Origin of the sequence: Methanobacterium veterum (assembly GCF_000745485.1) — an archaeon.
Taxonomy (GTDB): Archaea; Methanobacteriota; Methanobacteria; order Methanobacteriales; family Methanobacteriaceae; genus Methanobacterium_D; species Methanobacterium_D veterum.
In genome coordinates this window covers 519222-543655 of sequence record NZ_JQJK01000009.1, presented here as the reverse complement: position 1 = coordinate 543655, position 24434 = coordinate 519222, and the positions used below count along the sequence as shown (strand labels likewise).

24 protein-coding genes and 1 pseudogene are annotated in these 24434 nt (G+C 35.3%); 22 read left to right on the top strand and 3 right to left on the bottom strand.

Annotation, left to right across the window (positions count from 1 at the left end):
• The first annotated feature begins 173 nt into the window (after positions 1–173).
• The 4 genes from EJ01_RS05800 to EJ01_RS05785 all read left to right on the top strand — a co-directional run bounded on the left by EJ01_RS05800 (position 174) and on the right by EJ01_RS05785 (position 2732).
• Positions 174–785, top strand: a complete 612-nt coding sequence (locus EJ01_RS05800) for a TetR/AcrR family transcriptional regulator (protein WP_048081447.1) — start codon at positions 174–176, stop codon at positions 783–785.
• A gap of 208 nt (positions 786–993) precedes the next feature.
• Positions 994–1287, top strand: coding sequence for a putative quinol monooxygenase (locus EJ01_RS05795; RefSeq protein ID WP_048081446.1), 294 nt, complete (start codon positions 994–996; stop codon positions 1285–1287).
• Positions 1288–1542: 255 nt separating this feature from the next.
• Positions 1543–2319, top strand: a complete 777-nt coding sequence (locus EJ01_RS05790; RefSeq protein ID WP_048081445.1) for an SDR family NAD(P)-dependent oxidoreductase — start codon at positions 1543–1545, stop codon at positions 2317–2319.
• Between the two features lie 53 nt (positions 2320–2372).
• Positions 2373–2732 (top strand): carboxymuconolactone decarboxylase family protein, encoded by a 360-nt coding sequence (locus EJ01_RS05785; protein WP_048081444.1) that lies wholly within the window; start codon positions 2373–2375, stop codon positions 2730–2732.
• Between the two features lie 137 nt (positions 2733–2869).
• On the opposite strand, the gene EJ01_RS05780 is transcribed toward EJ01_RS05785, so the two are convergent.
• Positions 2870–3052 carry a hypothetical protein gene (locus EJ01_RS05780; RefSeq protein WP_048081443.1) on the bottom strand — a complete coding sequence of 61 codons (183 nt, stop codon included), beginning with the start codon at positions 3050–3052 and terminating at the stop codon, positions 2870–2872.
• 229 nt (positions 3053–3281) lie between these two features.
• Here EJ01_RS05780 and EJ01_RS05775 point away from each other — a divergent pair, with 229 nt between their 5' ends.
• The 5 genes from EJ01_RS05775 (at position 3282) to EJ01_RS05755 (ending at position 9219) form a co-directional block, all read left to right on the top strand.
• Positions 3282–3560, top strand: a complete 279-nt coding sequence (locus tag EJ01_RS05775) for a putative quinol monooxygenase (RefSeq protein WP_052375885.1) — start codon at positions 3282–3284, stop codon at positions 3558–3560.
• A gap of 142 nt (positions 3561–3702) precedes the next feature.
• Positions 3703–4629 (top strand): AIM24 family protein, encoded by a 927-nt coding sequence (locus EJ01_RS05770; protein ID WP_084689152.1) that lies wholly within the window; start codon positions 3703–3705, stop codon positions 4627–4629.
• A gap of 218 nt (positions 4630–4847) precedes the next feature.
• Positions 4848–5894, top strand: a complete 1047-nt coding sequence (cofH, locus tag EJ01_RS05765) for a 5-amino-6-(D-ribitylamino)uracil--L-tyrosine 4-hydroxyphenyl transferase CofH (protein ID WP_048081442.1) — start codon at positions 4848–4850, stop codon at positions 5892–5894.
• Positions 5895–6569: 675 nt separating this feature from the next.
• Positions 6570–8264, top strand: a complete 1695-nt coding sequence (locus EJ01_RS05760) for a glycosyltransferase family 39 protein (protein ID WP_048081441.1) — start codon at positions 6570–6572, stop codon at positions 8262–8264.
• A 202-nt stretch (positions 8265–8466) separates the two neighbouring features.
• On the top strand, positions 8467–9219 hold the full coding sequence (locus tag EJ01_RS05755) for a HesA/MoeB/ThiF family protein (RefSeq protein WP_048081440.1): 753 nt from the start codon (positions 8467–8469) through the stop codon (positions 9217–9219).
• Between the two features lie 11 nt (positions 9220–9230).
• Here EJ01_RS05755 and EJ01_RS05750 read toward each other — a convergent pair whose 3' ends face one another.
• Positions 9231–9890, bottom strand: coding sequence for a nitrite/sulfite reductase domain-containing protein (locus tag EJ01_RS05750; protein WP_048081439.1), 660 nt, complete (start codon positions 9888–9890; stop codon positions 9231–9233).
• A gap of 293 nt (positions 9891–10183) precedes the next feature.
• Between EJ01_RS05750 and glnA the strand changes: the two genes are divergently transcribed.
• From glnA to EJ01_RS05730, 4 genes are all read left to right on the top strand, one after another.
• Positions 10184–11512, top strand: a complete 1329-nt coding sequence (gene glnA, locus EJ01_RS05745; protein ID WP_048081438.1) for a type I glutamate--ammonia ligase — start codon at positions 10184–10186, stop codon at positions 11510–11512.
• Positions 11513–11649: 137 nt separating this feature from the next.
• On the top strand, positions 11650–13362 hold the full coding sequence (locus tag EJ01_RS05740) for a DUF128 domain-containing protein (RefSeq protein ID WP_048081437.1): 1713 nt from the start codon (positions 11650–11652) through the stop codon (positions 13360–13362).
• 55 nt (positions 13363–13417) lie between these two features.
• Entirely contained in the window at positions 13418–13915 is a 498-nt protein-coding gene (gene tsaA, locus EJ01_RS05735; protein ID WP_048081436.1) for a tRNA (N6-threonylcarbamoyladenosine(37)-N6)-methyltransferase TrmO, read from the top strand.
• A gap of 251 nt (positions 13916–14166) precedes the next feature.
• On the top strand, positions 14167–14376 hold the full coding sequence (locus EJ01_RS05730; RefSeq protein WP_048081435.1) for a TOBE domain-containing protein: 210 nt from the start codon (positions 14167–14169) through the stop codon (positions 14374–14376).
• A 388-nt stretch (positions 14377–14764) separates the two neighbouring features.
• Here the strand turns inward: EJ01_RS05730 and EJ01_RS05725 are convergent, their stop codons facing one another.
• Positions 14765–15466, bottom strand: coding sequence for a TOBE domain-containing protein (locus EJ01_RS05725; RefSeq protein WP_048081470.1), 702 nt, complete (start codon positions 15464–15466; stop codon positions 14765–14767).
• A gap of 260 nt (positions 15467–15726) precedes the next feature.
• Here EJ01_RS05725 and EJ01_RS05720 point away from each other — a divergent pair, with 260 nt between their 5' ends.
• The 9 genes and pseudogenes from EJ01_RS05720 to EJ01_RS05680 all read left to right on the top strand — a co-directional run bounded on the left by EJ01_RS05720 (position 15727) and on the right by EJ01_RS05680 (position 24434).
• Positions 15727–15921, top strand: a complete 195-nt coding sequence (locus tag EJ01_RS05720) for a 4Fe-4S binding protein (protein WP_048081434.1) — start codon at positions 15727–15729, stop codon at positions 15919–15921.
• A 2-nt stretch (positions 15922–15923) separates the two neighbouring features.
• The gene (gene fwdF / locus EJ01_RS05715) at positions 15924–16910 is read left to right on the top strand and encodes a tungsten-dependent formylmethanofuran dehydrogenase subunit FwdF (RefSeq protein ID WP_048081433.1); all 987 of its coding nucleotides are present in this window, start codon (positions 15924–15926) and stop codon (positions 16908–16910) included.
• 281 nt (positions 16911–17191) lie between these two features.
• On the top strand, positions 17192–17980 hold the full coding sequence (locus EJ01_RS05710) for a class I SAM-dependent methyltransferase (protein ID WP_157197592.1): 789 nt from the start codon (positions 17192–17194) through the stop codon (positions 17978–17980).
• A gap of 23 nt (positions 17981–18003) precedes the next feature.
• A complete protein-coding gene (locus EJ01_RS05705) occupies positions 18004–19089 on the top strand; it encodes an iron ABC transporter substrate-binding protein (protein ID WP_048192857.1) in 1086 nt (361 codons plus the stop codon).
• A 158-nt stretch (positions 19090–19247) separates the two neighbouring features.
• A complete protein-coding gene (locus tag EJ01_RS05700) occupies positions 19248–20252 on the top strand; it encodes a FecCD family ABC transporter permease (RefSeq protein ID WP_394296584.1) in 1005 nt (334 codons plus the stop codon).
• Positions 20249–21031: pseudogene (locus EJ01_RS05695) on the top strand (ABC transporter ATP-binding protein). The gene EJ01_RS05700 and the pseudogene EJ01_RS05695 overlap by 4 nt, the downstream one beginning before the upstream one ends.
• A gap of 139 nt (positions 21032–21170) precedes the next feature.
• Positions 21171–22004, top strand: a complete 834-nt coding sequence (locus tag EJ01_RS05690) for a class I SAM-dependent methyltransferase (protein ID WP_052375882.1) — start codon at positions 21171–21173, stop codon at positions 22002–22004.
• Between the two features lie 83 nt (positions 22005–22087).
• Positions 22088–23089, top strand: coding sequence for an XdhC family protein (locus EJ01_RS05685; RefSeq protein ID WP_052375881.1), 1002 nt, complete (start codon positions 22088–22090; stop codon positions 23087–23089).
• Between the two features lie 262 nt (positions 23090–23351).
• On the top strand, positions 23352–24434 hold the full coding sequence (locus tag EJ01_RS05680) for an iron ABC transporter substrate-binding protein (protein WP_048081428.1): 1083 nt from the start codon (positions 23352–23354) through the stop codon (positions 24432–24434).

The window sequence follows — 24434 nt, the reverse complement described above, 5'->3', positions numbered from 1 at the left end:
TGCTTTTATACTGCATGTAACTAATAAAAAAACCGTATAATGTAAACATTGAAAAAGGAAAATATATTAATATGGTCAATGTTACTCTATAATGTTATTAAGTTTAACAGCACATTATGTAGACCCATTGCAGTGCCAAATATTTTAACAATAAATTGAAAAGAAGGACATACATGGATACAAAAGTTAGAATCATGGAAACCGCTTTTAAGCTATTTCTAGAAAAAGGATTTGCTGATGTTTCTTTAAATGAAATTATAAGAGAATCAGACATAACCACCGGCGGGTTCTACTATCACTTCAACAGCAAAGATACTCTACTTGTGGAAGTAATTAACAAATACATATTCAATTATTTCAGCTCAATTATAGGCCAGATGAGGAAATTCAAGGGCACGCCTAAAGAAAAATTAAAAGCTGTGATACTTTTAATCGTTGGAGATGATTCAACCATCAACGAAACTACACAGCTATGTGGAAGTGCTGAGAAAATAGATTACAGGACTTTACACCTGCTGCTTTTTGAAGGCGTTCAGAAGTATGATATCATAAGCAAACACTACACAGAATTTTATTATGATCTCCATGAGTTCATCAAGGAAGTAATAGATGATGGAATAGCCCAAGGCTTAATAAGAGAAAATATTGACTCCACGGAACTTTCATTAAATATTCAAACGATTATGGTTGGAACAGTCCTGATGTGGATAGGAATGCCTGAAATGCCCCTTGAAAAAAGAATGGAATCAAATATAGACCAGATGTGGAATTTCATAAAAAAATAGCTAACTTAAAAATACATAAATCTCTTTTTAATTCTCTATAAGCCTTTTAATAAACGTTTTATCTTATTGTCAACAAGATTGAAACACATATTTTAGATATTAATTACAAAGAGAGCATTCGCTATGTTTATATATTATAATATTGTTACAATTAACAATTGATGTTCAAAACATCGAATAGAGAAAATTCTTTAAAGGAGATGAGAACATGATCATGGTAACTGCTAAAATAACAGCCAAATCAGGGAAAAGAGACAATATTATTGCAAAAGCACAGGATTTAATCACATCAAGTCGTTTAGACCCAGGATGTATCAGTTACAATTTATATGCGAGCACTGAAAATGAGAATATTTTATTAGTGCTTGAACAATGGGAAAATTTTGAACTTTTACAGTCGCATATGCAAACGGAACATTTCAAAGTATTTGGTACAGCTACAGAAGATATTTTAGCCGAAGAAATGGATATCAATGTTTATTCAGCAGCGGTAAAATATTAACTGAATAACTATAGCCAGTTATATTTGTTTACTATTTGAAAAATTTATTTTACAATTTTAAACTTTTTATGATTAAATAATGAAAATATTACATAAAATATTCTATTTTATTTAAAATTACACCATATTGTAATGTAATTTTAATATATTAATGCAATTTTAATTTCTTTTCTAATTTATCAGTTAATTATAACTATAACAAATAAATAATTACTTCTGTGTATGAATTTAGCATACCTATTCGGAGGAAATGAAATGAAAAACTATTTCGACTTAAAAGGAAAAGTGGCAGTTGTTACAGGTGCTTCAGGTGGTCTTGGAGCAGACGCAGCAAGGGCATACGCACAAGAAGGTGCTGATGTGGCCCTTTTAGCAAGGAGAAAAGAAAGATTAGAGTCTCTGGCAGAAGAAATCGAATCAGCAGGTGTGAAAGCTCTCGCGGTTCAATGTGACGTTGCCGATGAGGAAAGCGTTGAAAATGCAATTGATGAAGTAATTAAATATTTTGGAAAGATAGATATCCTCTTAAACAATGCAGGTATTGCAGTTCGTGGCGGCGTCCATAGTTTAAGTGTTGAAGACTGGGATAAAGGAATGGATGTAAATGTAAAGGGTATCTTCCTGGTTTCAAAATATGTCCTTCCACACATGATGAAAAATAACTATGGAAAAATCGTGAACACAAGTTCCATCAACTCCATTGCCGGTGATAAAAGCGAAATGTTCATACGACACGTTTACAATGCATCAAAAGCAGCTGTTCGTGGTTTAACCATGGGTATGGCATGTTCATATGGAAAATATGGAATTACTGTAAATGCTGTTGCTCCCGCTCTTTTTGAATCCGAAATGACATCAAATACTCTTTTCAAATCCGAAGAATTCCTGGAAAGATACAGCAATGTCGTACCTCTCAATCGTCCGGCTAAAAAAGGAGAATTAAACGGGCCGATCATATTCCTGTCATCAGAAGCATCTTCATATATAACAGGACAGACAATTTTTGTAGATGGCGGTTTTTCAGTGGTCTGATTTAAAAGATAAAACTCCCCACTTCTTTTTTACTATTTATAAGAGGAAAAACTATGAAATTTGATGAAGATAAAATTATTCAAAGTACAATCAACAGAAAGCAGTTAAAACCTAGATTTTCAAAAAATTCAAATGTTTATGACTCCTTCACTGAATTAGAAAAAAAAGCTTTTGAAGAGGGCAATATCTCAAAAAAACATAAGGAACTCATGGCACTATCTATTTCCATCGTTATTAGGTGTGAACCCTGCATTGAATGGCATGTTCAGCAAGCCTATTTGGCTGGTGCATCCGATGAAGAGATATTTGAAACTATAGATGTAGCTATAGAAATGGGCGGTGGTCCTGCTGCTGCTTATTCACGATTTGCTTTAAATGCATTAGATTTCCACAAAAAACAAACTACCAATTAAATACTAAAGTTATATCACAAAAACTGTAATTAACATATTTTTGAATTCATTTACTCTCTTTTTAATTAGAAAAAATTATTCAACTTAAATTCTTCTAAATAATTTGATATGCTTCATACTATTTTAAAATATTAAAATTAAGGCAAATATCTCATTCTAAGTACATTGAACCCTATGGCTACCGCAAATAAAGCTAAGCGATCATAGAGACCTATGACATTAAACAACATACCAATCATTGCCGAAATTCCAACTGTGGCATGGACTATTCTGTTTCTCTTGTCAGAGAAATAATTTTTTAAACCTTCAACTATTTTCATGGTCCCCCCCCATTATATCATTTTCGGATATATTTTTTTTTGATATATCAATTTTAGATATATCGAGATCTTATATATTATGGTATATAAAGTTTGGGTTTTTTTCAAAAATATAAAATTTCAACAGCGTTTATACAGGCAATCTAGTTAAAAAAGTACATTGGAAACTGTTCCAAATATGGATATAACAATCATTATCTAAAGAAATATTTTAAAGGAGATGAAATGTATGATTATGGTAACTGCCAAAACAGCTAAACTTTGTGAAAAAATTATATCAAACAAAAAAAATCTAATTCGATCTACTCATTTAGAGCCAGATTGTATTAGTTATAATTTATATGATAGAACTGAAGACAATAATACTCTGTTAATGCTTGAAAAATGGAAAACCCAAGATATGTTAAATTTAAACATACCAACAGGGCCTTTAAATCATTTAATACAGCTATCGAAAATATTCTATCAAAAGAAGTGGATATTGCCATTTATTCCATTAATGAATTAATAATATAATCTAATTAATGAAGTATTTATTTTTAATTTATTAAAATAGTAAAAAATCTATAATTTTTCTGAGTGCCGTATTTATATAGTACTTTAATCAATTAATCACCAGTTAGCACTAACTGAAAAAGAAAGGTGGTCATATGAATTGTTCAAATTGTGGAGAAGATATTGGAGAAGCTAAATTTTGCCCGCAGTGCGGTAGCAAGGTAGAAGAAATCATGGTTGCTGAAGAAGCACATGTAGAAGTTTCATCCGAAAAATACTGTCCTGAATGCAATGTAATAGTTGAAGAAGCTAATTTTTGCCCAGATTGTGGTGGAAAAACAGAACCCGTTCTGAAAGAAGAATTGGAAACAAACGTTGAAAAAGATACTAATTACGCAAGTAAATATTCAGTTCAAGCGTTTTTAGACAGAACTGCTGAAAAATTCGAAGGTAATGAAGTATTTGAGCTTGAAAACGATTACCTGCTTGATGTTAATCTTAATGGTAAAGTTTGGGCAAAACTGGGATCTATGGTAGCCTACACTGGTGAAGTGAAATTTAAAAAGCAGAGTTCCCTTGAAGGTGGAATTGATAAATTTATAATGAAAAAAGTTAGCGGTGAAAGCAGTAAGCTTATGTCAGCATCAGGATATGGAAATGTATTCCTCGCCGATGACGGTAAAAGGGTAACCATTCTAAACCTTGAAGGCAGCAGGTTATATGTAAATGGAAACGATATCCTTGCATTTGAAGAAAACATCGACTGGGATATTAAAATGATGTCTGGTGCTGGTTCAATGTCCGGAGGAATGTTCAATATAAGACTCCAGGGATATGGAATGATAGCCATAACAACTCATTATACCCCCATAACACTTGCAGTAACCCCAGACAGGCCAGTTTATACTGATCCAAACGCAACAGTAGCATGGTCTGACGGATTATCCATTGACTACAAAACAGATGTGAATTTAGGTACATTACTAGGCAGAAGCAGCGGCGAAACATTCCAGATGGCCTTTAGGGGCAATGGTTTCGTAATTATTCAGCCTTACGAAGAAACTGCTGTAGGTCTTGGTTAAGTTTAAAACTGATAAAATCATGGTTAAATCTTAAAATTTTAACCATGCACCCTACTTTTTTTACTTATTTAAAATAAATATATTTTATAAAGATAAGCACGCGCATAATTTTTTTGACAAAACAATATTTATAAACAATGATCACATGATATAAACCCGTTTAAAAAAGATTAATTTCAGGAATAAGATATGGAAAAATGCGAAAATAGGTGGATTTAATGATGGAAGACATATATGAACGCTCACTTGCTGGAGAAATTACAAAAGAAGACGCTTTAAAGCTTGTAGATTCAAATCCATTCCAGTTATTTGATACTGCTGACAGGTTGCGCCAGGAACTTGTAGGTGATGAGGTCACCTTCGTTGCCAACAAAGCCATAGATATTACAGATCACTGCATGATTGGATGTGCTTTTTGCTCTTTTAGAGACCATGTTGGATATGAAATGACAACCGAAGAAGTACTGGAAAGTATTAAAGAAGCAAAAGACATAAAGGCCACTGAAATCTGCTTATTCGGCGGTATTATGCCCCACATGACAGTGGACTATTACTGTGATCTTATCAGTACGATCAAGTCAGAATATGATATCTGTCTTCACGCATTGTCCCCTGTAGAAATTTATCAGACCGCAAAATCATCAGAAATGAGCACATATGATGCTTTGAAGGCCCTTAAAAAAGCAGGGATGGACACCATGACAGGTGCATCTGCAGAAATCCTTGTAGATTCTGTAAGAGAACAAATATGTCCTAAAAAGGTCACGACAGATGAATGGGTTAACATAATTAAAGAAGCCCATAATTTAGGCATTCCAACCACATCCACCATCATGTACGGCAGCGTAGAAACATGGGAAGACCGTATTGACCACATGATGATACTCAGAGATATACAGCGTGAAACAGGGGGCTTTACAGAACTCGTCCCAATGACATTCTTAAATCAAAACAATGAACTGGGCCAGATATCAGAAGGTGCCAGCGGAATGGAGGATCTGAAAGTGCATGCAATTGCAAGGATTCTCTTTGGTAGAGACATGCCCAATATTCAAGTTTCATGGATAAAAATGGGTATTAGGGCGTCACAAATAGCCTTACACTGCGGGGCAAATGATTTAGGAGGCACCATGATGGAAGATAAAATATCTATAGCTGCAGGTGCATCAGACGGAGATTATTTACCTCGAGAACGGATGATTGAAATTATAGAAGATATAGGGCGAATACCAGTAGAACGTACCACTACCTATGAACGTGTTTAAAAATCATCATATATGGCATAGCTGTATAAAGATATGATTGCCCAAATTATTTTTTTATTTGTTCTAAAATCTCTCAAAATTGAGGTATTATTATGTACCAAAAAATAGAATGTGTTTAAATTAGTTCTATTAAGTAAAATCTAAACTTGTTTTCCTAAGTCAACAATTTTATAAAAATTAAAAATAATGTACATCGGCCATCATATATCTAAAATATAAACTCTTCTTAAAAAGCTCATAAAAGATTTATACGCGCTTAATTTGGCCATATCTTTTATTCGACTATATTGCATTATTATCATGCCCAAAGACTATTTTTAATAAGTTTAATAGTATATTGTAGCATTTACCTGTTTTCCCATTTAAAATCAGTAAAATCATTTTAAAAATTCAGTTTTCATTTATTTAACCATTACTTGTCATTTTATGTTAGAAAAATTTGAATCTCTACTAAAAACTACAAAACGACTCTTTTAGTGAAATATGGTTAAAATAAGGTAAAAATTGGTAACAATTTGGGAAAATGCTTATTACAAATCTCAAAAATAACATATACTGTCTTTAAATGGAATTAATTATGACTGTGTTCTTATAACTTGTTTGTTCACTTTCTTTAGCCATTTAAATTTGTTTTATCTGGATACTTGCAGCAGGGAATAATTTAGGAGTTTTTAAATGCCAAATTTATTTACACGTGCGCAAAAATTCAGATTAGATTTTTTAATCCCGTTGATTCTAAGTCTTTTAGTAGTCGTTACCCGACTTCCATTTACAAGCAAATTTCTCTATGAATGGGATTCAGTTAATTATTCCCTGGCATTTGAAAACTACAACATTCTGCAGCAGCAGCCCCATCCACCAGGTTACTTGCTGTATGTAGCTCTAGGAAAAGCTGTTAACTATCTATTCAATGATCCAAATATTAGTATGATATTTTTATCAATACTTTTCAGTATTTTAAGTGTTATCTTAATCTATTTTATGGCCAAAGATATATTTTCCAGAAAAGCAGGTATCATAAGCGCGTTATTACTAATATTCAATCCATTTATATGGTTTTACGGAGAAATTGCAAGCATATATATTTTCGAGGCATTTTTCAGTATTTTAATAGCTTATTCCTCATATAAGCTTTTTAAAGGTAATGAAAAATTTATATATATTTCTGCATTTGTACTCGGCTTATCTGGAGGTTTTAGAACAGACATAATTGAATTTATGCTTCCTTTATGGATATTCTGCATATGGAGTGCCAGAATTCATTATACCAAAATTGTTAAAGGTCTGCTGACATTTGTTATTGCTCTATTATTATGGCTATTACCCTCAGTTATTTTAACTGGAGGCCTGGAAAGTTATATCCATATTTTAAGGTACACTTCTGAAGCTGCAAGCTATACTTCCCTAATATTTGGTGCTAGTATCAGCCAGCAAATCCTAAATACCGGAGTTTGCATCATATGGTCTTTAGTTGGACTGACTCTAATAGGAATTTTAATTACAGCACTCTTTTTAACTTATCACAGGAAAAATTTAAAATCTAAAGTCATATATTATCTTAAAATGCCTTTAACTATCTTCTTTCTACTATGGATCATCCCTTCTTTCCTATTTTACTTGTTTATCTACATAGTGAAACCCGGATACTTACTGACAATCCTGCCTGCAGTCATGATCATATTAAGCTATATTTTTATTCGTATTCCATCAGATATACACTTTAATTTCCCTAAAATATCTATAAAGCAGTTTTTAGGCATTATATTACTAATTTATGTTATATCAAATACCATCTACTTTGTATATCCATATAATCTTCACAATGACCAAATCTGGGAAACACCTACCGATAAAATGGAAACAAATCAGGAGATCTGGTTTGGTATAGATGTAGGTTTGCTTTATGACAACGCTAAAATTAATGCAAACGATGAAAATACCCAGTTACACATTGAGAATATACTAAATATCTCAAATTCAGATCCAGAGAGTACCATAATTGTTATTAGAGATATTACCCGGGAAGACGAAGGTTTCAACTGGAGAAAAGCAATGTATTATCTTCCAGGCTACGATGTTTATTATCTATTTGACCATGAAAACTCAGGAATCGAGGGTAATGTTTCTGTATGGCATGGTAAAGACCACAGCTACAATATATCCAAATCTAGCGTCGAAGATATAAAATTAAACTCGTCTACTACCAAGATCATCTGGGTAATGAGCAATGAGACCTCATTTTACCAGGGAGTAAAAGATAACATGGGAGTAATTGGAATTAATCTCCCAAATGGCATGAAACTTTATTATTCCTATGTTGGAAACCAGACTTCAGATATAAAAATAAGTGGTTTTGTCTTCCAGCGCTGAATACTAATATTTATTTTATAACGCCGAATATTCTATCCGAACTTTGTAAATCAATGCTCAATTAACACAGTAAAAAATTATATTACCATGATAATATAATTAAAAAATAACACATGTTATAAAAATTTAACAGTTAGTTTAAAACTAAAAAAGAGCAAATAAGTTAAATTTTATATATAAATAAGTATCACGGAGATTTACTATGCCAAAAAGATATGAGGGAATGGCTTACTGGGAAATAGTAAGCAGACAAATGGGAGTTGTAACTAAATCAGAACAGGAAAGATTTAGAGACGCTAAAATTACAGTTATAGGCTGCGGTGGGATTGGGGGTGCCACAACAGAGATGCTTGTAAGGATGGGAATTGGAAATCTCAGAATAATCGATAAAGATGCTTTCGACGTTTCAAATATTAACCGCCAGCTTATGAGCAGTTTCTACAGCGTAGGAAAATCCAAAGTAGAGACAACTTACGAGACTTTAAAGTCGATAAATCCATTTACAAATATCGAAGCCATTGAAGAAGAAGTAAATGAGTACAATGTGGAAAGGATCGTTAAAGGCAGCGATATTGTTATAGACGCCCTTGATAACTTAGTTACACGAATTATAGTTAGCAGGCATGTTCAAGATTTAGAAATACCATTTATTCACGGCGCAATTCACGGGACAATGGGGCAGGTTACTGTTTTCACAAAGGACACACCTACGTATGAAGAAATGTTTAAATTACCTTCATGTGGTGAAGAATTAACTGATGAAGTAATTAAAAAAATAAAAGACATTGGTGCAGAAGTTCCCCCAGTTATTGGTCCCGTTCCAAATATAGTTGGATGTTTACAGGCTTTTGAAGCTTTTAAACTTATTACATTAGAGGGGGAACCAATTATAGCTCCAGATATTTTAATGTTCGATTTACTTAATAAGGAACCATTTTCAGTGATTAAATTCTAAAATTGGAAACTTTAACCCAAAACATCTTGGGAGAATTTTTCAAATCCAATTTTTTCTATAACTGCACCCACCCTTTTTTCAACACCTTGTTCACTGTAATAATCTATTATTTTACCTATTAATGCAATTACTTCATCATCTGAAAGATTTTTAGCCAGCAGCTTGGCAATTCGAGGTTTAATTCCACAATTTCCCCCAACCAGTAGCTTCCAACCCTTACCAGTTCCAATTAAACCAATATCACGGACAGCAGATTCACCGCATGAATTAGGGCATCCTGAAACAGCTATTTTAAGTTTACGAGGAGTTGGAACCCCACAATAAAATTCATTGATCCTCTGACTCATCCCCACACTGTTTTGATACCCTTTTTTACAGCAGATATCACCTATACAAGATTTAGCAGGTCTTACACATTTACCAAGGTGTCCCCCAGGTTTCATTCCAAGATCTTCCCATACGCTGTCTAAATCTTCTTCCCTAATCCCATGGAGAGATATCCTTCCTTCAGAGGTCAATTTCATTATTTTAATATTATATTTATCCGCCACGCCTGCTATTTTCCTTAACATTGCAGAATCAACTATGCCTCTAGAAATATAAGGAATAATAGCATATGTTTCCATATCTTTTTGAACAGAAGCTCCTTTTTCTGGTATATTTTCTTTCAAATTTTTTACCCCCTTTTAAAGGTATAAAAAGCCGGATACATGATCCTCCCACATAAACCCAAATATTTTGCATTTTATTAAACAATTGAAAAACCTTTGAATACGAAAATATTCATTAGAAATATTCTATCTTGACAAAAGAATAGTTTAATAGTAGTTATACTCCAATAAAATTAAATATGTTGTTATTTAATGGTTTAATAATTGAAATATTTTTTTCAAAACATTTATATACCAGTAAAAGGAAATCTTCTTCCGGCGTATAATTACTCTAATTATCATGGAGGTAAACAATGTCAGACAAAATAGGACAAGTTATTGAAAATATTGAAAAATGCGGCACAAAGTTCGTAAGGCTGCAGTTTGTAGATATACATGGAACCCCCAAAAACATGGCAATTCCACTGGTTAAGCCAGATCAAATGGAAGATATATTAAAAGACGGCCTTTTATTCGATGGTTCCTCTGTTGAAGGATTTGTAGATATTAATGAAAGTGATTTAATTCTTAAACCAGACCCTGATACTTTTTCAACTCTCCCATGGAGACCAGAAGAAAAAGGTGTTTGCAGATTTATCTGTGACGTCTACTGGCCAGAAGGAAAACCTTTCGAAGGAGACCCAAGGTACATACTCAAAAGGGCTTTAGAAAAAGCTGAAAAAGCAGGATATGAATATAACGTTGGTCCAGAGCCAGAATTCTTTATATTAGACCAGGACGAAGAAGGAAACCTGATCCCTAACGATAACGGTGCATACTTCGATGTAGAACCTGTAGACCAGGGAACTGACATCAGAAGACAGCTAGTCATGGATCTGGAAGCTTTAAACTTTGATGTAGAAGTAAGTCACCATGAAGTGGCCCCAGGTCAGCACGAAATAGATTTCAAGTTTGATAACGCATTAAAAACTGCTGATGCAGTAATCACATTCAAACAGGCCATAAAAGCTATTGTAGACACAATGGGCTACATGGTAACATTCATGCCAAAACCATTCTTTGGAGAAAACGGAAGTGGAATGCACTGCCACCAGTCATTATTCAAAGGCGGTGAAAACGTTTTCTACGACCCAGATACTGAAACCCAGTTATCACAGGAAGCAATGTACTTCATGGGAGGTTTATTACAGCACTCCCCAGCTTTAACAGCAATTTGTGCTCCTACCATAAACTCTTACAAACGTTTAGTACCAGGATACGAAGCTCCTGTATACGTAGCTTACGGTCTCAAAAACAGGTCTACACTGGTAAGAATTCCTGCATCCCGTGGAAAAGGTACCCGTGTTGAACTGAGAATGCCTGACCCATCCTGTAACCCATACCTTGCATTTGCTGCAATGTTAGAAGCAGGTTTAGACGGTATGAAAAACAAAGTCGACCCTGGAGAACCAACTGAAATTGATGTATTCGGAAAAAGCATAGAAGAACTCAAAACTCTCGGAATAGATGTTTTACCTTCCAGCCTATGGGAAGCATACCATGCACTTGAAAAAGACGATGTTGTGAGATCCACATTAGGCGACCACATATACACTCAATTCAGAGATATTAAAAAGGCAGAATGGGACGATTACAGGATACAAGTATTCGATTACGAATTAGACAAGTATTTAACTATCTAATTCCCCCTTTCTCATTTTTAATTTTTTTTGAAAAGTTTAAATTAGTCAAAAATCAATAGAATTTCAGCACCTAAATAAAAAGCGTTTAGGTTTAATTTTACAGTTACAATTTTATATAACTCAAATTTGGTGAAGAAATGCCTGATGAAACTGATCGTAAAATGATAGAAATCCTGAGGATCCTTGCAGATCAAAATAAAGTTCTTGGTGCAAAAACAATTGCAGAAGAACTGAAACGAAAAGGTTATAACTTGGGAGAGCGAGCGGTACGATATCATATGCGTATTCTAGATGAAAAAGGGTTTACAGAACGTATAGGATATGCCGGTAGAGAAATAACTGAAAAAGGATTAAAAGAACTTGAAAAAGGTCTTATTTATGATCAAGTAGATTTTGCCTTCTCTAAATTTGAAGGAATGATATACAAAACTTCTTTAGACCCACAAGAAGGTAAAGGAGCAGTAATCGTAAATACATCCAGTTTTATATACGACCAGAAAGTGGTCGACATAATTAAAGAAGTATTCAGTAAGGGAATTGCAGTAAGTCCCTATATTAAATTCAACGATAACGGATCCAGTGAAGAAAAAACTTCGGATAATGACGAAATTATGTTAAATACCATTTGTGGTACCACCATAGATGGAATGCTCTTAAATGCAGGAATTCCCGTAATTCCACAATATGGAGGCCTTGTAAAAGTAGAAAAGTATGTTCCTAAACGTTTTACCGAATTAATATCTTATAAAGAAACATCCATGACTCCTATTGAAGCATTTACTGCAAAAGAAATAACATCAGTATTGGATATAGCCAGAGAAGGGACTGGATTACTTCCTGCAAATTTCAGGATAATCCCTGCAGTTGCAAGAGATAATGCCGTTAACCTTTTTAAACAATTCCAGAAAATAGGAATATCTGGACTTTTAAAAATAGGTAAAAACGGAGAACCTGTTCTCGGAGTTCCCGTAGAAGATGACATGGTCGGTATTGCCATAACTGGAGGAATAGCTCCACTTTGTGCTGCAAAAGAAGCAGGCTGTTCTGTTAACATCAAATTAGCCGAAAACATAATGGAATTTGGAGATATGGAAAAATTAGTTCCTTCAAAACCTGCATTAAAAACCAGCACCTCTGAAACTGGAGAAAAAGTTAAATTTTTACTTTCAAAGGCATGGAACCTCATATACAACGTGGACTTTGACATCGAAACACAAAAGGGCGACGTAATCGTAAATGTATCCTACGTAAATAACGATGACCTTGACGATGCACTTGAAATAATAAACCGTGTATTCCAGACTAAGCCAGAGTACTGTACAAGTAAATTTTATAAAATAATTCCCCATGCAGACGGCGACAGAACTGGAATTGCCACAGTATGCAGCTTTACCATTGACGGCATACTGGTTAAAAACGACATACTTGTAACTCCAAAATACAGCGGAATTCTTGAAATAGAAGAAAAAGGTCCGAGGTTTACAGAACTCACATCCTACAGCGGATCATCCCTTGATCCCCATGAAGTTTACATTTCAAAGGGAATGACATCAGTTTTAGATTCATTGGAAGGAACTGGAAGGATACTTGCAAGTTTAAGAGAAATTCCATACATGGCGAGGTCAAATGCCATAGACATTTTAGATAAAGTTCAGGAAGCAGGATTTTCAGTCCTTAAAATAGGAAACCCAAGCGAACTTCTTTATAATGCAAAAGTAGAAAGGTATCACGTAGGTATAGCAGCTCCCGGTGGCCTAAACCCGATTGCAGCATTAAGCGAAGAATGCATACCAGTTAATGTAAAAGCTGTGGAAACCATGATGAACCTATCTGATATGGAAGAATTTTAGATCTTCCAAAAGCTTTATTTATTTTACTGCTGATTCTTATATAAGGTGTAATCAAATGCTTATCGACAAAGTTACATACGAACCAATTGGAACCATACACTCTCCATTCAAAAATCTAGAAGGTATGCCTATACAGCCAGTAGGTGCAAAAGGCGTTGAAGGAGAGATACATCTAGACGAAAAATATGAAGAAGGACTTAAGGATCTTGAAGGATTCTCACACATAGTTTTAATCTACCATCTTCACCTTTCAAAAGGATATTCACTACAGGTAAAACCATTCTTAGATACTGTAAAAAGAGGAATATTTGCAACTAGGGCCCCAAAACGTCCAAATGCAATAGGAATGTCAGTAGTGTGCCTTGACAAAATAGAAGGATCCACAGTATACATATCCAACGTGGATGTTGTTGATGGTACTCCCCTTTTAGATATCAAACCATATATACCTAATTTTGATAAATGTAAAGGTGAAGAACTGCGTATCGGATGGTTTGAAGACAAACATGAAGATGCAAATCATAAAAAGTCGGATGATCGATTCGTAGATTAAATTATCTTCTTATTTTTATTTTTATATAATTTTAACTTCTAATTTTATAAATTTTTTGTATAAAGAGCGTTTAACTTAATTTTTTAATATAAAAAGCTTTTAAAAATCTTTTAAACAAATTTAAAAACTCGAATTATTCCATAGTGCACATCAAAGCTATAATTTAACTTTTATCATCCAAAAAAGCATGAAAAAACTATTTAATATATAAAATCCAAAATATAGCATAATAATAATAGGAGGAAGATATAATGAAATTAAGTGCAAGGAACCATATTAAAGGAACTGTAGAAAAAGTTGACGAAGGCGCAATTATGGCCAGCGTTAAAATAAAAATTGATGCCCCAGACACAATAACCTCCGTAATAACCAAAGAATCCATTAAAGATCTAGATATCAAAGCAGGCGATAAAGTAGTAGTTATCGTTAAATCCACTGAAGTCATGATCGGAAAAGAATAATTCTTTATTCTTTTTTAATATTATAATGTTCAATTCATATTCGCAATGGATCTAATTTTTAATTCTTATTAAAAGTATGAAAAATTCTTTTTTAGTAATTACAATTTTATCGAAAATCAATCTTTTAAAAGAACCGGAGCCAGCAAAAATTAAAAAATTTTTGCGGGTCAAAATTAATATTTTGACATGACTTGGAGGGTATGTAACTTTCTCCGGTTCATAAAGATATAACATTTAGAAATAATAATGGAAGGACCGATTAAGGTGGATGGGACCAAAGTATTTCTACTTTGGTTCAAGTTCTATCGGCATGTCATACATTACATGTCGTTATATAAATAGTTTTCTATGGATAAAGAGTTTAATATTTGATTAAAAATAAATAATATTAATCTATTTTGATTATATCTGCAGAAACTGCTTTAAATCCAATAAATACTCTTTTCCCAATATTTAAATCCAGTTTTTCACGTGAAAGTTCAGTAATATCTGCGACGATATTATATCCACCAACGTCCACATCAAGACGCACAGCATCGTCTTTAAACTGCATTTTAGTTATTGTTCCTCCAAATGTGTTTCTAACACTGGACTCATGAGGCTCAAGGGTTACAAATATACTACCTGGACTTAACGAGATAAGGACATCATCTCCAACGTCAAAATTTTCTGCAGTTGGGAGAGTTATTTCATTTCTATTTAAAGCAACCTTCATAATCCGTTTTTCGTTATCTACAGCAGAAATAGTGCCTATCATTTCGTTTAAATCAACATGTTTTTTTAAAGCCCTGTTGACTTTGATAAATTCGAACAAAACCTGTTTGCCTTCATCTGTAAGCTCGCTACTGCCTCCACCTCCTTTTCCACCCCTTTTTGTGACCACGATAGGTGAACCCAGTTCTGTTTCCATAATTTCTATATTCTTAAGGGCAGTTCTATAGGGAATATCTGTCTCTTTTGACGCTTTAGCAATGGATCCATATTTATCTATACATTGAAGAAGCTTAGATTTCTTATTGTTCATAGATATGGTTTTATCGCCCATTTCGATTTCTACGTCCAATTTATATCTCATTTTTTTATCTGGCATAACAACCATCTTTTTACCTTAAGGCGTCTCATGATTAATTTTTACAGCTGAAATTTTACGTATTTAAGGATTAAAAGTTCTATTCATCCTTATTTTCTTCCAGATTTTGAATTATTGGACAGCCTCATCTTATATTATAATCTATTTTTCAAACTTTTCTATAAATTTAACTGATTTAAATTTGACAATCCAAAAATTAAATAGATATGTTTATATATGCATGTCGCATATTCAAGTATAACAAATATGTGGTGATGATCATGCCAGTGATAATTGATACAGAAAAGTGTGGTAAAATTCAAAACTGTCCTGGAGAAGGACTATGCATAAAAATCTGTGAACAAAATGCAATAGAAGAAAGAGATGGTGATGTATTTCTGATACCTGAAAAATGCGACGATTGTGACTTATGTATTCAAAGCTGTCCAAATAAAGCAATATCTAAGGAAGGGTAAAGATGAGAATAGAGAGAAACGGCAATCAGGTACGTTGCCTGGATTACAACAGCGAAAACTGCATAGGCTGCGGGATATGCGTAGATATCTGCCCAACTAATTCCTTAAAGTTAGGCCCAGTCCTACCTATAGCCAGAGGACTGCTAAAAATGGATTATGTTTCAGTAAATGAAGACACATGCGCTTTGTGCGGGTTATGCGCATCTGCATGTGCATTTAAAGCCATGAAATGCAGCATAAATGGCGAAGATATGGCCAAAATGGAAGTGTACCCAAAATGGTCCCATGAAACAGTTGTTAATGATGATGCCTGTGCATACTGCCGTAAATGCGAAAGCGTCTGTCCAAGAGATGCAATAACTGTTACAAGAACACTCCCTAAAAGATCAGATCTTGTAATTGGTGAAATCGAAATTAAAGAAGACGAATGCATAAACTGCGGCATATGTGAAGAAATGTGCCCTGCAGAAGCCATTAAAATCAAAGAAACAGGCAAAAATTCATACAGCATCTCAGTTGACGAAGACAAATGTGTATATTGCCTTGTATGTAAACGAGCATGTCCTGAAAATGCAATAAAGGCAGCATGCAGATTATGTTCCTATGGAGAGTACGAGCTAGACCCTGAAAAGTATTCAGTTACAGGTAAATTAATCTTAGATGAAGAAGACTGTATTAAATGCGGATGGTGCGAGGATATCTGTCCAAAAGAGGCAGTAACCGTTATAAAAGCATTTGAAGGTGAAATATCTACCGGAAACACTGAATGTAAAGGTGATTCTTGCCATGCATGTCATGATGTTTGCCCATGTAACGCTATAACAGTTGTGAACGGGGAAGCTCATGTGAACCCTGATCACTGTATACTCTGCGGTGTCTGCACTAATGTATGCCCTCAACAGAATATAGTTATAAAACGGAACAACATGAACCTGGAAAACGTGCGCTCAAAGTCATGGGATAAAATATTATCAAACCTGACAGAATAGACAAAAAATTAATTTTACAGGATATATTGCGGCCAGAATATATCCTCCTCCCTTTTTTTCACAGTTCATATTTTTAACAAAAGTTTGATTCATTTCGATACGTTTATATAGACTTCTCGATTAAAAAAAACATTGTCACATAGAACTGGTAGTTGATTTAACCAAATTACCTTGTGAGTCTAAATTAGAAAAATAATCTAATTTAAGTGCAATTGGAGGCGGTAAATATAAATACAGAAAATAAAACGATTTTGGATATAAATAATATTGATTGGAACAGAATGTGGAACGAAGCACTCCAGAAAATGCCCCGGGAAAATGAAAAAACTCGGTGGGATAAAATCGCACCAAAATTCAATGAATGGATGAAAACAGATGACTACCCCCAGATTTTAGCATCAAAAATCCATAAAGAACCCAATTATAGTGTTCTGGATTTAGGCTGCGGCAATGGAAGCATTACACTTGAAGTTGCAAAACATGTCAAACAGGTGACTGCGGTAGACATGTCAGGTGAAATGCTGAAGTTTGTTGAAAAAAACGCCCGAAAAAAGGGCATTTCAAACATTGAATATATGCAAAGCTCAATTGAGGACCTTGACCCTGACAAAATAGGCCAGTATGATGTAGTAATAGCATCACGATCACTTGGAAACGTCCTTAACCTTAAAAAAGAGCTTAAAAAGATAGACAACATTGCCAGAAAGTATGTATACATGACACACTGGAGTGCAACAAGTCATCAGTTCGAAAAAGACCTTTCCAAAATTATAGGTGTACCCCACTACATTTCCCCCGATTATATGTATGTATACAACATGCTCTACCAGATGGGCATATATGCCAGTTTAGAGCCGATTGAATGTGTATCCCGACATATATATCAAAATTTAGACGATGCAGTAGAACGCCGCATATGGAAACTGGGGTGGACTGCCAGTAATATCGGAGAAGAAAAAAAAGTGAAAATTGAAGACTTTTTGAAAAATAAACTCGTTGAAAGGGACGATGGAACCCTTGAATACACCACCAATGATCCTAACTGGATGTTGCTGTGGTGGAAAAAATAAATTAAAGTTATATAGGCGGTAAAATGGATAAAAAAATTACAGTGGGAGTAATAGCGGTAATCGTAATTGTAGCGGTTGTGGCAGGATACATAAGCCTTGGCAGCTCCATTCCCGGCACAGGCAACGCTACCCTCACAGATATGACAGGGAGGACTGTTCACGTGCCTGGTGAAGTAACCTCAGTACTTGCAACATCTCCCCCTGTAACCAATATAGTTTACATGTTAGCCCCCGATAAACTTGGAGGCTGGAATTCAAACTTAACGGCTGATTCAAAGAAATACATGCCTGAAAAATATCAGAACCTGACGGTAATCGGAGGATGGTTTGGTACATACACAGGTAACCCTGAAACGTTCATAGCAGCAAACCCCTCTTTAATATTAGATGACGTGAGCGTGAGCGGAAATAGTTCTTCTGCAGCACAAATAAGTGATATGCAGAGTAAAATGGGTAGTATATCCGTAGTGGCAGTTTTAAGTTCAACAAATGTCACAAATTATACTCCTTCCATCCAATTCATTGGAAAAATACTTGGAGAAGAGGGACAGGCAAATAAACTGATATCATTCTACAACAACGTGTCAAAAACTGTTAACAGCACAGTTTCCAGTATACCAGAAAATGAAAAGGTGACTGTTTATTATGCTGAGGGACCATCTGGTCTTCAGACAGATCCAAGCGGCTCATCACATTCCCAGCTTATAAACCTCTGTGGCGGTATAAACGTGGCACAGGTAGCAGTTAAACAGGGAATGGGAATGTCGCAGGTTGGAATGGAACAGGTGCTCAGCTGGAACCCTGAAATCATCATAACCAACGACAAACAGTTCTACAGCAGCGTTTATTCCAACTCATCATGGAAAGATGTCAAAGCAGTTCAGGATAAAAAGGTTTATCTTGCACCAACTTCCCCTATAGGCTGGTTTGATAGACCTCCAGGTGTCAACACCATTATTGGGATACCATGGACAGCTAAAGCACTCTACCCCGACAAATTCAAGAACTTGAACATGACAAAACTGACAAAAGAATTTTACTCAGACTTCTACCATTACAACTTAACAGACAGCGATGTGCAAGACTTACTAAACAATCAAATGTCCTAAAATTAGATAAATATACAGGCAGGATACTGTATCCTGCCCCTTTTTATTTATGGACATGCAATATACAATACATCTTTACTTAATTTCACACATGGAGGGAAAAAATGGGCAATGATACTACTACCCAAAAAATAGGTCCCCAGACCCTTAAAAAATCAATTCAAAAAACCATTAAGGAAACATCTGTAATAAGCATTTTAATACTACTGCCAGTTATCTTATTTTTTGCATCCTTTTTAATAGGAAGATATCCTGTTTCACCATTAGACGTTCTAATGGCTCTTTTACCAATTAAAACAAATTTATCCCCTGCAGTTTACACTGTAGTCTGGGACATAAGGTTACCTAGAATAATAGCGGCAATGATAGTCGGCGCTGCATTATCAGTTTCAGGGGCCTCATTCCAGGGAACATTCCAGAACCCGCTGGTATCTCCAGATATTCTCGGTGTTTCAGCAGGTGCAGGGTTTGGAGCCGCTCTGGCCATTTTACTAGGCTCATCTCCAGTAATGATACAGGTCATGGCATTTGGATTTGGCCTTATTGCAGTCAGCCTTACCTATTTCCTGAGCAGGAACTTCAAGGGCAACACCATTTTAATGATGGTACTTGGAGGAATAGCCATCGGTGCGCTGTTTTCAGCACTTACCTCCTGTATTAAGTACCTTGCAGACCCTAACAGCAAGCTGCCGGAAATTGTATACTGGCTTATGGGCAGTCTTTCTTCTGTTAACAGCAGTAGCATAATGATGATTATTGTGCCTATATTAATCGGTTTTACAGCCCTTTTACTGGTAAGATGGAGACTCAACGTTCTTTCTATGGGTGATGATGAAGCCCGAGCGCTTGGTATAAATATAGACAAGTTGAGAATACTTGTAATTACATGCTGTACACTTTTAACTGCCGCCGCTGTAAGTATAAGCGGCATTATAGGTTGGGTCGGCCTGGTAATACCACACGTAGCCAGGATGATTGTAGGGCCAGACCACAGAAAACTTTTACCTGCAAGCATTGCACTAGGCGCATTTTTCCTGTTGTTAGTGGATGATGTGTGCAGGACTGCAGTCTCAATTGAAATACCCCTAGGAATATTAACCGCAATAATTGGAGCTCCTTTCTTCGTTTATCTTCTCAATAAAGGTTACGAGGGATGGTCATGAGCAAAATTCTTGAAATAAAACATGCAGGATTCTCTTACAATCAAAAAGAGGATATTTTTAATGATGTGAACCTTTCACTTGAAAATGGAGACGTTCTATGCATATTAGGTCCAAATGGAACCGGTAAATCAACTTTAATCAAATGTATGAATGGGCTGCTTAAATTAAACAGTGGAAATATACTCATAAATAACCAGAGCATTCATTCACTGAATAAAAATGATTTAGCAAAGATAATAGGTTACATACCCCAGTCCCATAATTCAACATTTGCATTTTCAGTCTTCGATGTTGTTTTGATGGGCAGAGCACCTCATTTAAGTTTAACATCAGTTCCAGGAGAGAAAGACTGCAAAATAGCTGAAGAGGCATTAAAAAGCCTTGGAATTTCCCACCTGACCGATAAAACTTACACTGAAATCAGCGGGGGAGAACGGTAGATGGTGCTCATAGCAAGAGTTTTAGCCCAGCAACCCCAAATACTGCTTCTTGATGAACCAACATCACATCTGGACTTTGGAAACCAGATACGTACCCTCGATGTTATAAATAAACTGGCAGAAAATGGATTATCTGTCATTATGACTTCACACTTTCCAGATCATGCTTTCTTATCATCCAATAAAGTCGCAATTATGAACGGAGGGACAATTATGGAAATGGGAACGCCAGAAAGTGTTATTACAGAAGAAAACATGAGGCGTGCCTACAACATAGACGTTAAAATAATGGAAGTAGACGAACACAGAAAGGCATGCATTCCCATGCCCATAAAATAACTCCAATATTGTTACTTTTTTTTAAACTTATATGTTTAACTGATATGTTTATATACACATATCGAACAGATTCATAATTGACAAAAAAATCAATCCTGCTCAATTCGCTATTTATTTTCTTCAATATTTGCAGGATCAGGTGATCAAAATAGACCCTAACAATGAAAAAATTGTAAAATATGACTGGAACGAATTGTGGAACGATGCCCTTGGAAAATTACCTAAAAAAAACTCCAGATCATGGGATAATGTAGCACCCAAATTTAAAAAAAATAAGGGAAAAAATGACTATTCCAGAAGGCTTTTGGAGAAAATAAAATTAGAACCTGAGGACACCGTACTGGATATAGGGTGCGGCAGCGGTAATATAACCATACCCCTTGCCAGGAAAGCAAAAAAGGTCACATGTGTGGACATTTCAAAAAAAATGCTCCATTTACTGGAAAAAGACGCTTTTGAAAATGGATTAAATAATATTAACCCTCTTAACAGGCGGCTGGAAGATGTGCTGTTAAACAAGGATATAGAGCCCCACGATGTGGTTGTAGCGTCGCGGTCTCTAAACGGAGTTTATAACATCAAACAGATACTTGAAGAAATCAATGAAATTGCTAAAAAATACGTTTATATCACATTATGGGGCGCTAATAATGTAAAATTTCAAAATGAAATATCAAAAATCATAGGAAGAGAATTTCACCAACATCCAACTTATATATATGCATATAACATGCTCTATGAGCTGGGAATTTATGCAAATATCGAAATTTTAAAGTACGACAACAGCAGTTATTATTCCAGCGTTGATGAAGCGATAGAAACCTTCAGGTGGAAAATGGTAAACCTGAACCAAACGGAGGAAGATATTTTAAGGGAATATCTGGCTGAAAAAATGGTTAAAATACATGATTCCAAGTTTAAATTCCCACATAATAAGCCTGATTGGGCATTAATCTGGTGGAAAAAGGAATAGAATAGTTAATAATTGAATTATAGAGACATAAAAGCCAAATATCGTAAATTACGTTTATTAATTAAAAATCCACGGGGATAACAATGAATATGAACATGTACGAAATTGTAGAAGACTATCTAAAAAATGGCAAGATAGGAGCTATTGCAACTGTTATATCAAGAAATGGGTCTGCTCCACGAGATGTAGGTGCTAAAATGTTTGTCGGAGAAGACGGTAAAATTTATGGAACCATTGGCGGGGGTAATCTTGAACACATTGTGTATAAACAGGCCATGTCCACACTGGGAACAGGAAAACCTGAAATGATCCACATAAGGATGGACAGTGAAGAAGTGGCATCTGACGGCATGATCTGCGGTGGAGACGTAGATGTTTTTTTAGAACCAGTGCATGAAAAAAATCTTAAACTTTACAGCCGCCTTGGAGAGTTAAAAAGAATGGGGTTAAATGGAGTCCTTGTAACACAATTCAACGGAGAAAAATATCTTAAGACAGCTGTAGAAGAAAATGCAGAAATAAGTGGAGATGATATATCCGAAGAGGATAAAAAAGCCTTCTTAAAACATATCCATGACACAGATCTCCACTTCAAAGAGGGGACAATCATTGAATCACTCCATATTGCGCCGCCTCTTTATGTTTTTGGTGCAGGGCATGTTTCACAGTTCATCTCCAAAGTTGCCAAGATGGTAGGATTCTATGTTGTTATCATCGATGACCGCGAGGAATTTGCAAATGAAGAGAGGTTCCCTGATGCTGATGAAGTCCTTGTTGAGTCATTTTACGATGTTTTCAACCATTTAAACTTCACGGGAAGTGAATACGTGGTAATCGTTACAAGGGGACATCAATTCGACAGAGATGTGCTTATAGAATCCCTGAAAAAAGACACCAAATATGTGGGCATGATCGGGAGCAGAAGGAAAGTGAAAATGGTTCTCGAGCATATGAAAGAGATTGGACTTGACCCTGAAGCTGTTGATAATGTTTATTCCCCTATTGGACTTTCCATTAATGCAGAAACACCTCAAGAAATTGCAGTTAGTATTGTAGGCGAGCTCGTAAAGGTAAGAAGATCATGATATTGCTCTATTAATTTATAGCTGGATTTAGCATCCTTTTACTTTTAATTTAAATTTATAGCACGTTGTCATGGCTTATTTAAAGCGATATGTAAAGCTAAACGTGTCTATTAAAAATTACGGAGGCACATAGACATTAAAGGGGACATAATACAACACATATTACTTAAAACAAGAATTTAAAAGCGAAATATACAAAAAAACAAATTTTATGCAATAATGTTTCAAATAGAGATTTAACAATTAAAATTAGGTGAATTAAATGGATAAAAAGATTATAGTGGCTGTAGTGGCCGTTATTGCAGTTATAGCAGTGGTAGCAGGGTACATGAATTATGCAAATGCAATTCCTGGCACAGGAAATACCACTATCACAGATATGCTGGGAAGAACCGTCCATGTACCTGGTGAAATCAATATGGTTTTATCTACATCCCCAACAACAACCACAACAGTCTATATGCTGGCTCCAGATAAACTAGGAGGCTGGAACTTTAACCTCACAGACTCAGCAAAGAAATACATACCTTCAAAATACCAGAATCTACCTACAATAGGTGGCTGGTTCGGTCAAAATACAGGTAACTACGAAACATTCATATCAATGAACCCCGATGTTGTGCTTGAGGGCTATAATATTCAGGGAGATCCAAACTCCACTATAACTGAACGGCAGAAAAATATGGGCAGCATTCCTGTTGTAGGTGTGCAGGACACCACAAACGTAACACAGTATGCTCCTTCCATTAAGTTCCTAGGGCAGCTGCTTGGAGAAGAAGAACAGGCAGACAAACTTATATCATTCTACAACAACATGACACAAACCGTCAACAGCACAGTTTCAACCATACCTCAAGACCAGAAAGTCAGGGTTTACTACGCTGAAGGAACAGCAGGACTGCAGACAGACCCATCAGGCTCAATGCACGGCCATTTAATAGACCTTTGTGGAGGAATTAACGTTGCTACTGTCCCTGCAAACCTTAAAAGCGGAGGTATGACGCAGGTATCCATGGAACAGGTTTTAAACTGGAACCCAGATGTTATAATAACTGAAAACTCTCAGTTCTACAACAGCGTCTATTCCAATTCCTCATGGCAGGAAGTTCCAGCAGTAAAAAATCACAGGGTTTATCTGGCACCAAATGCGCCTTTCAGCTGGTTTGACCATCCTCCAGCAGTTAACACAATTATTGGGATACCATGGACTGCCAAAGTAATTTACCCCGACAAATTCCAGAACTTGAACATGACCAAACTCACTAAAGAATTTTACTCAGATTTCTACCACGTAAACCTGACAGACAGCGATGTGAAAAACATACTGAACAACCAGACAATTTAA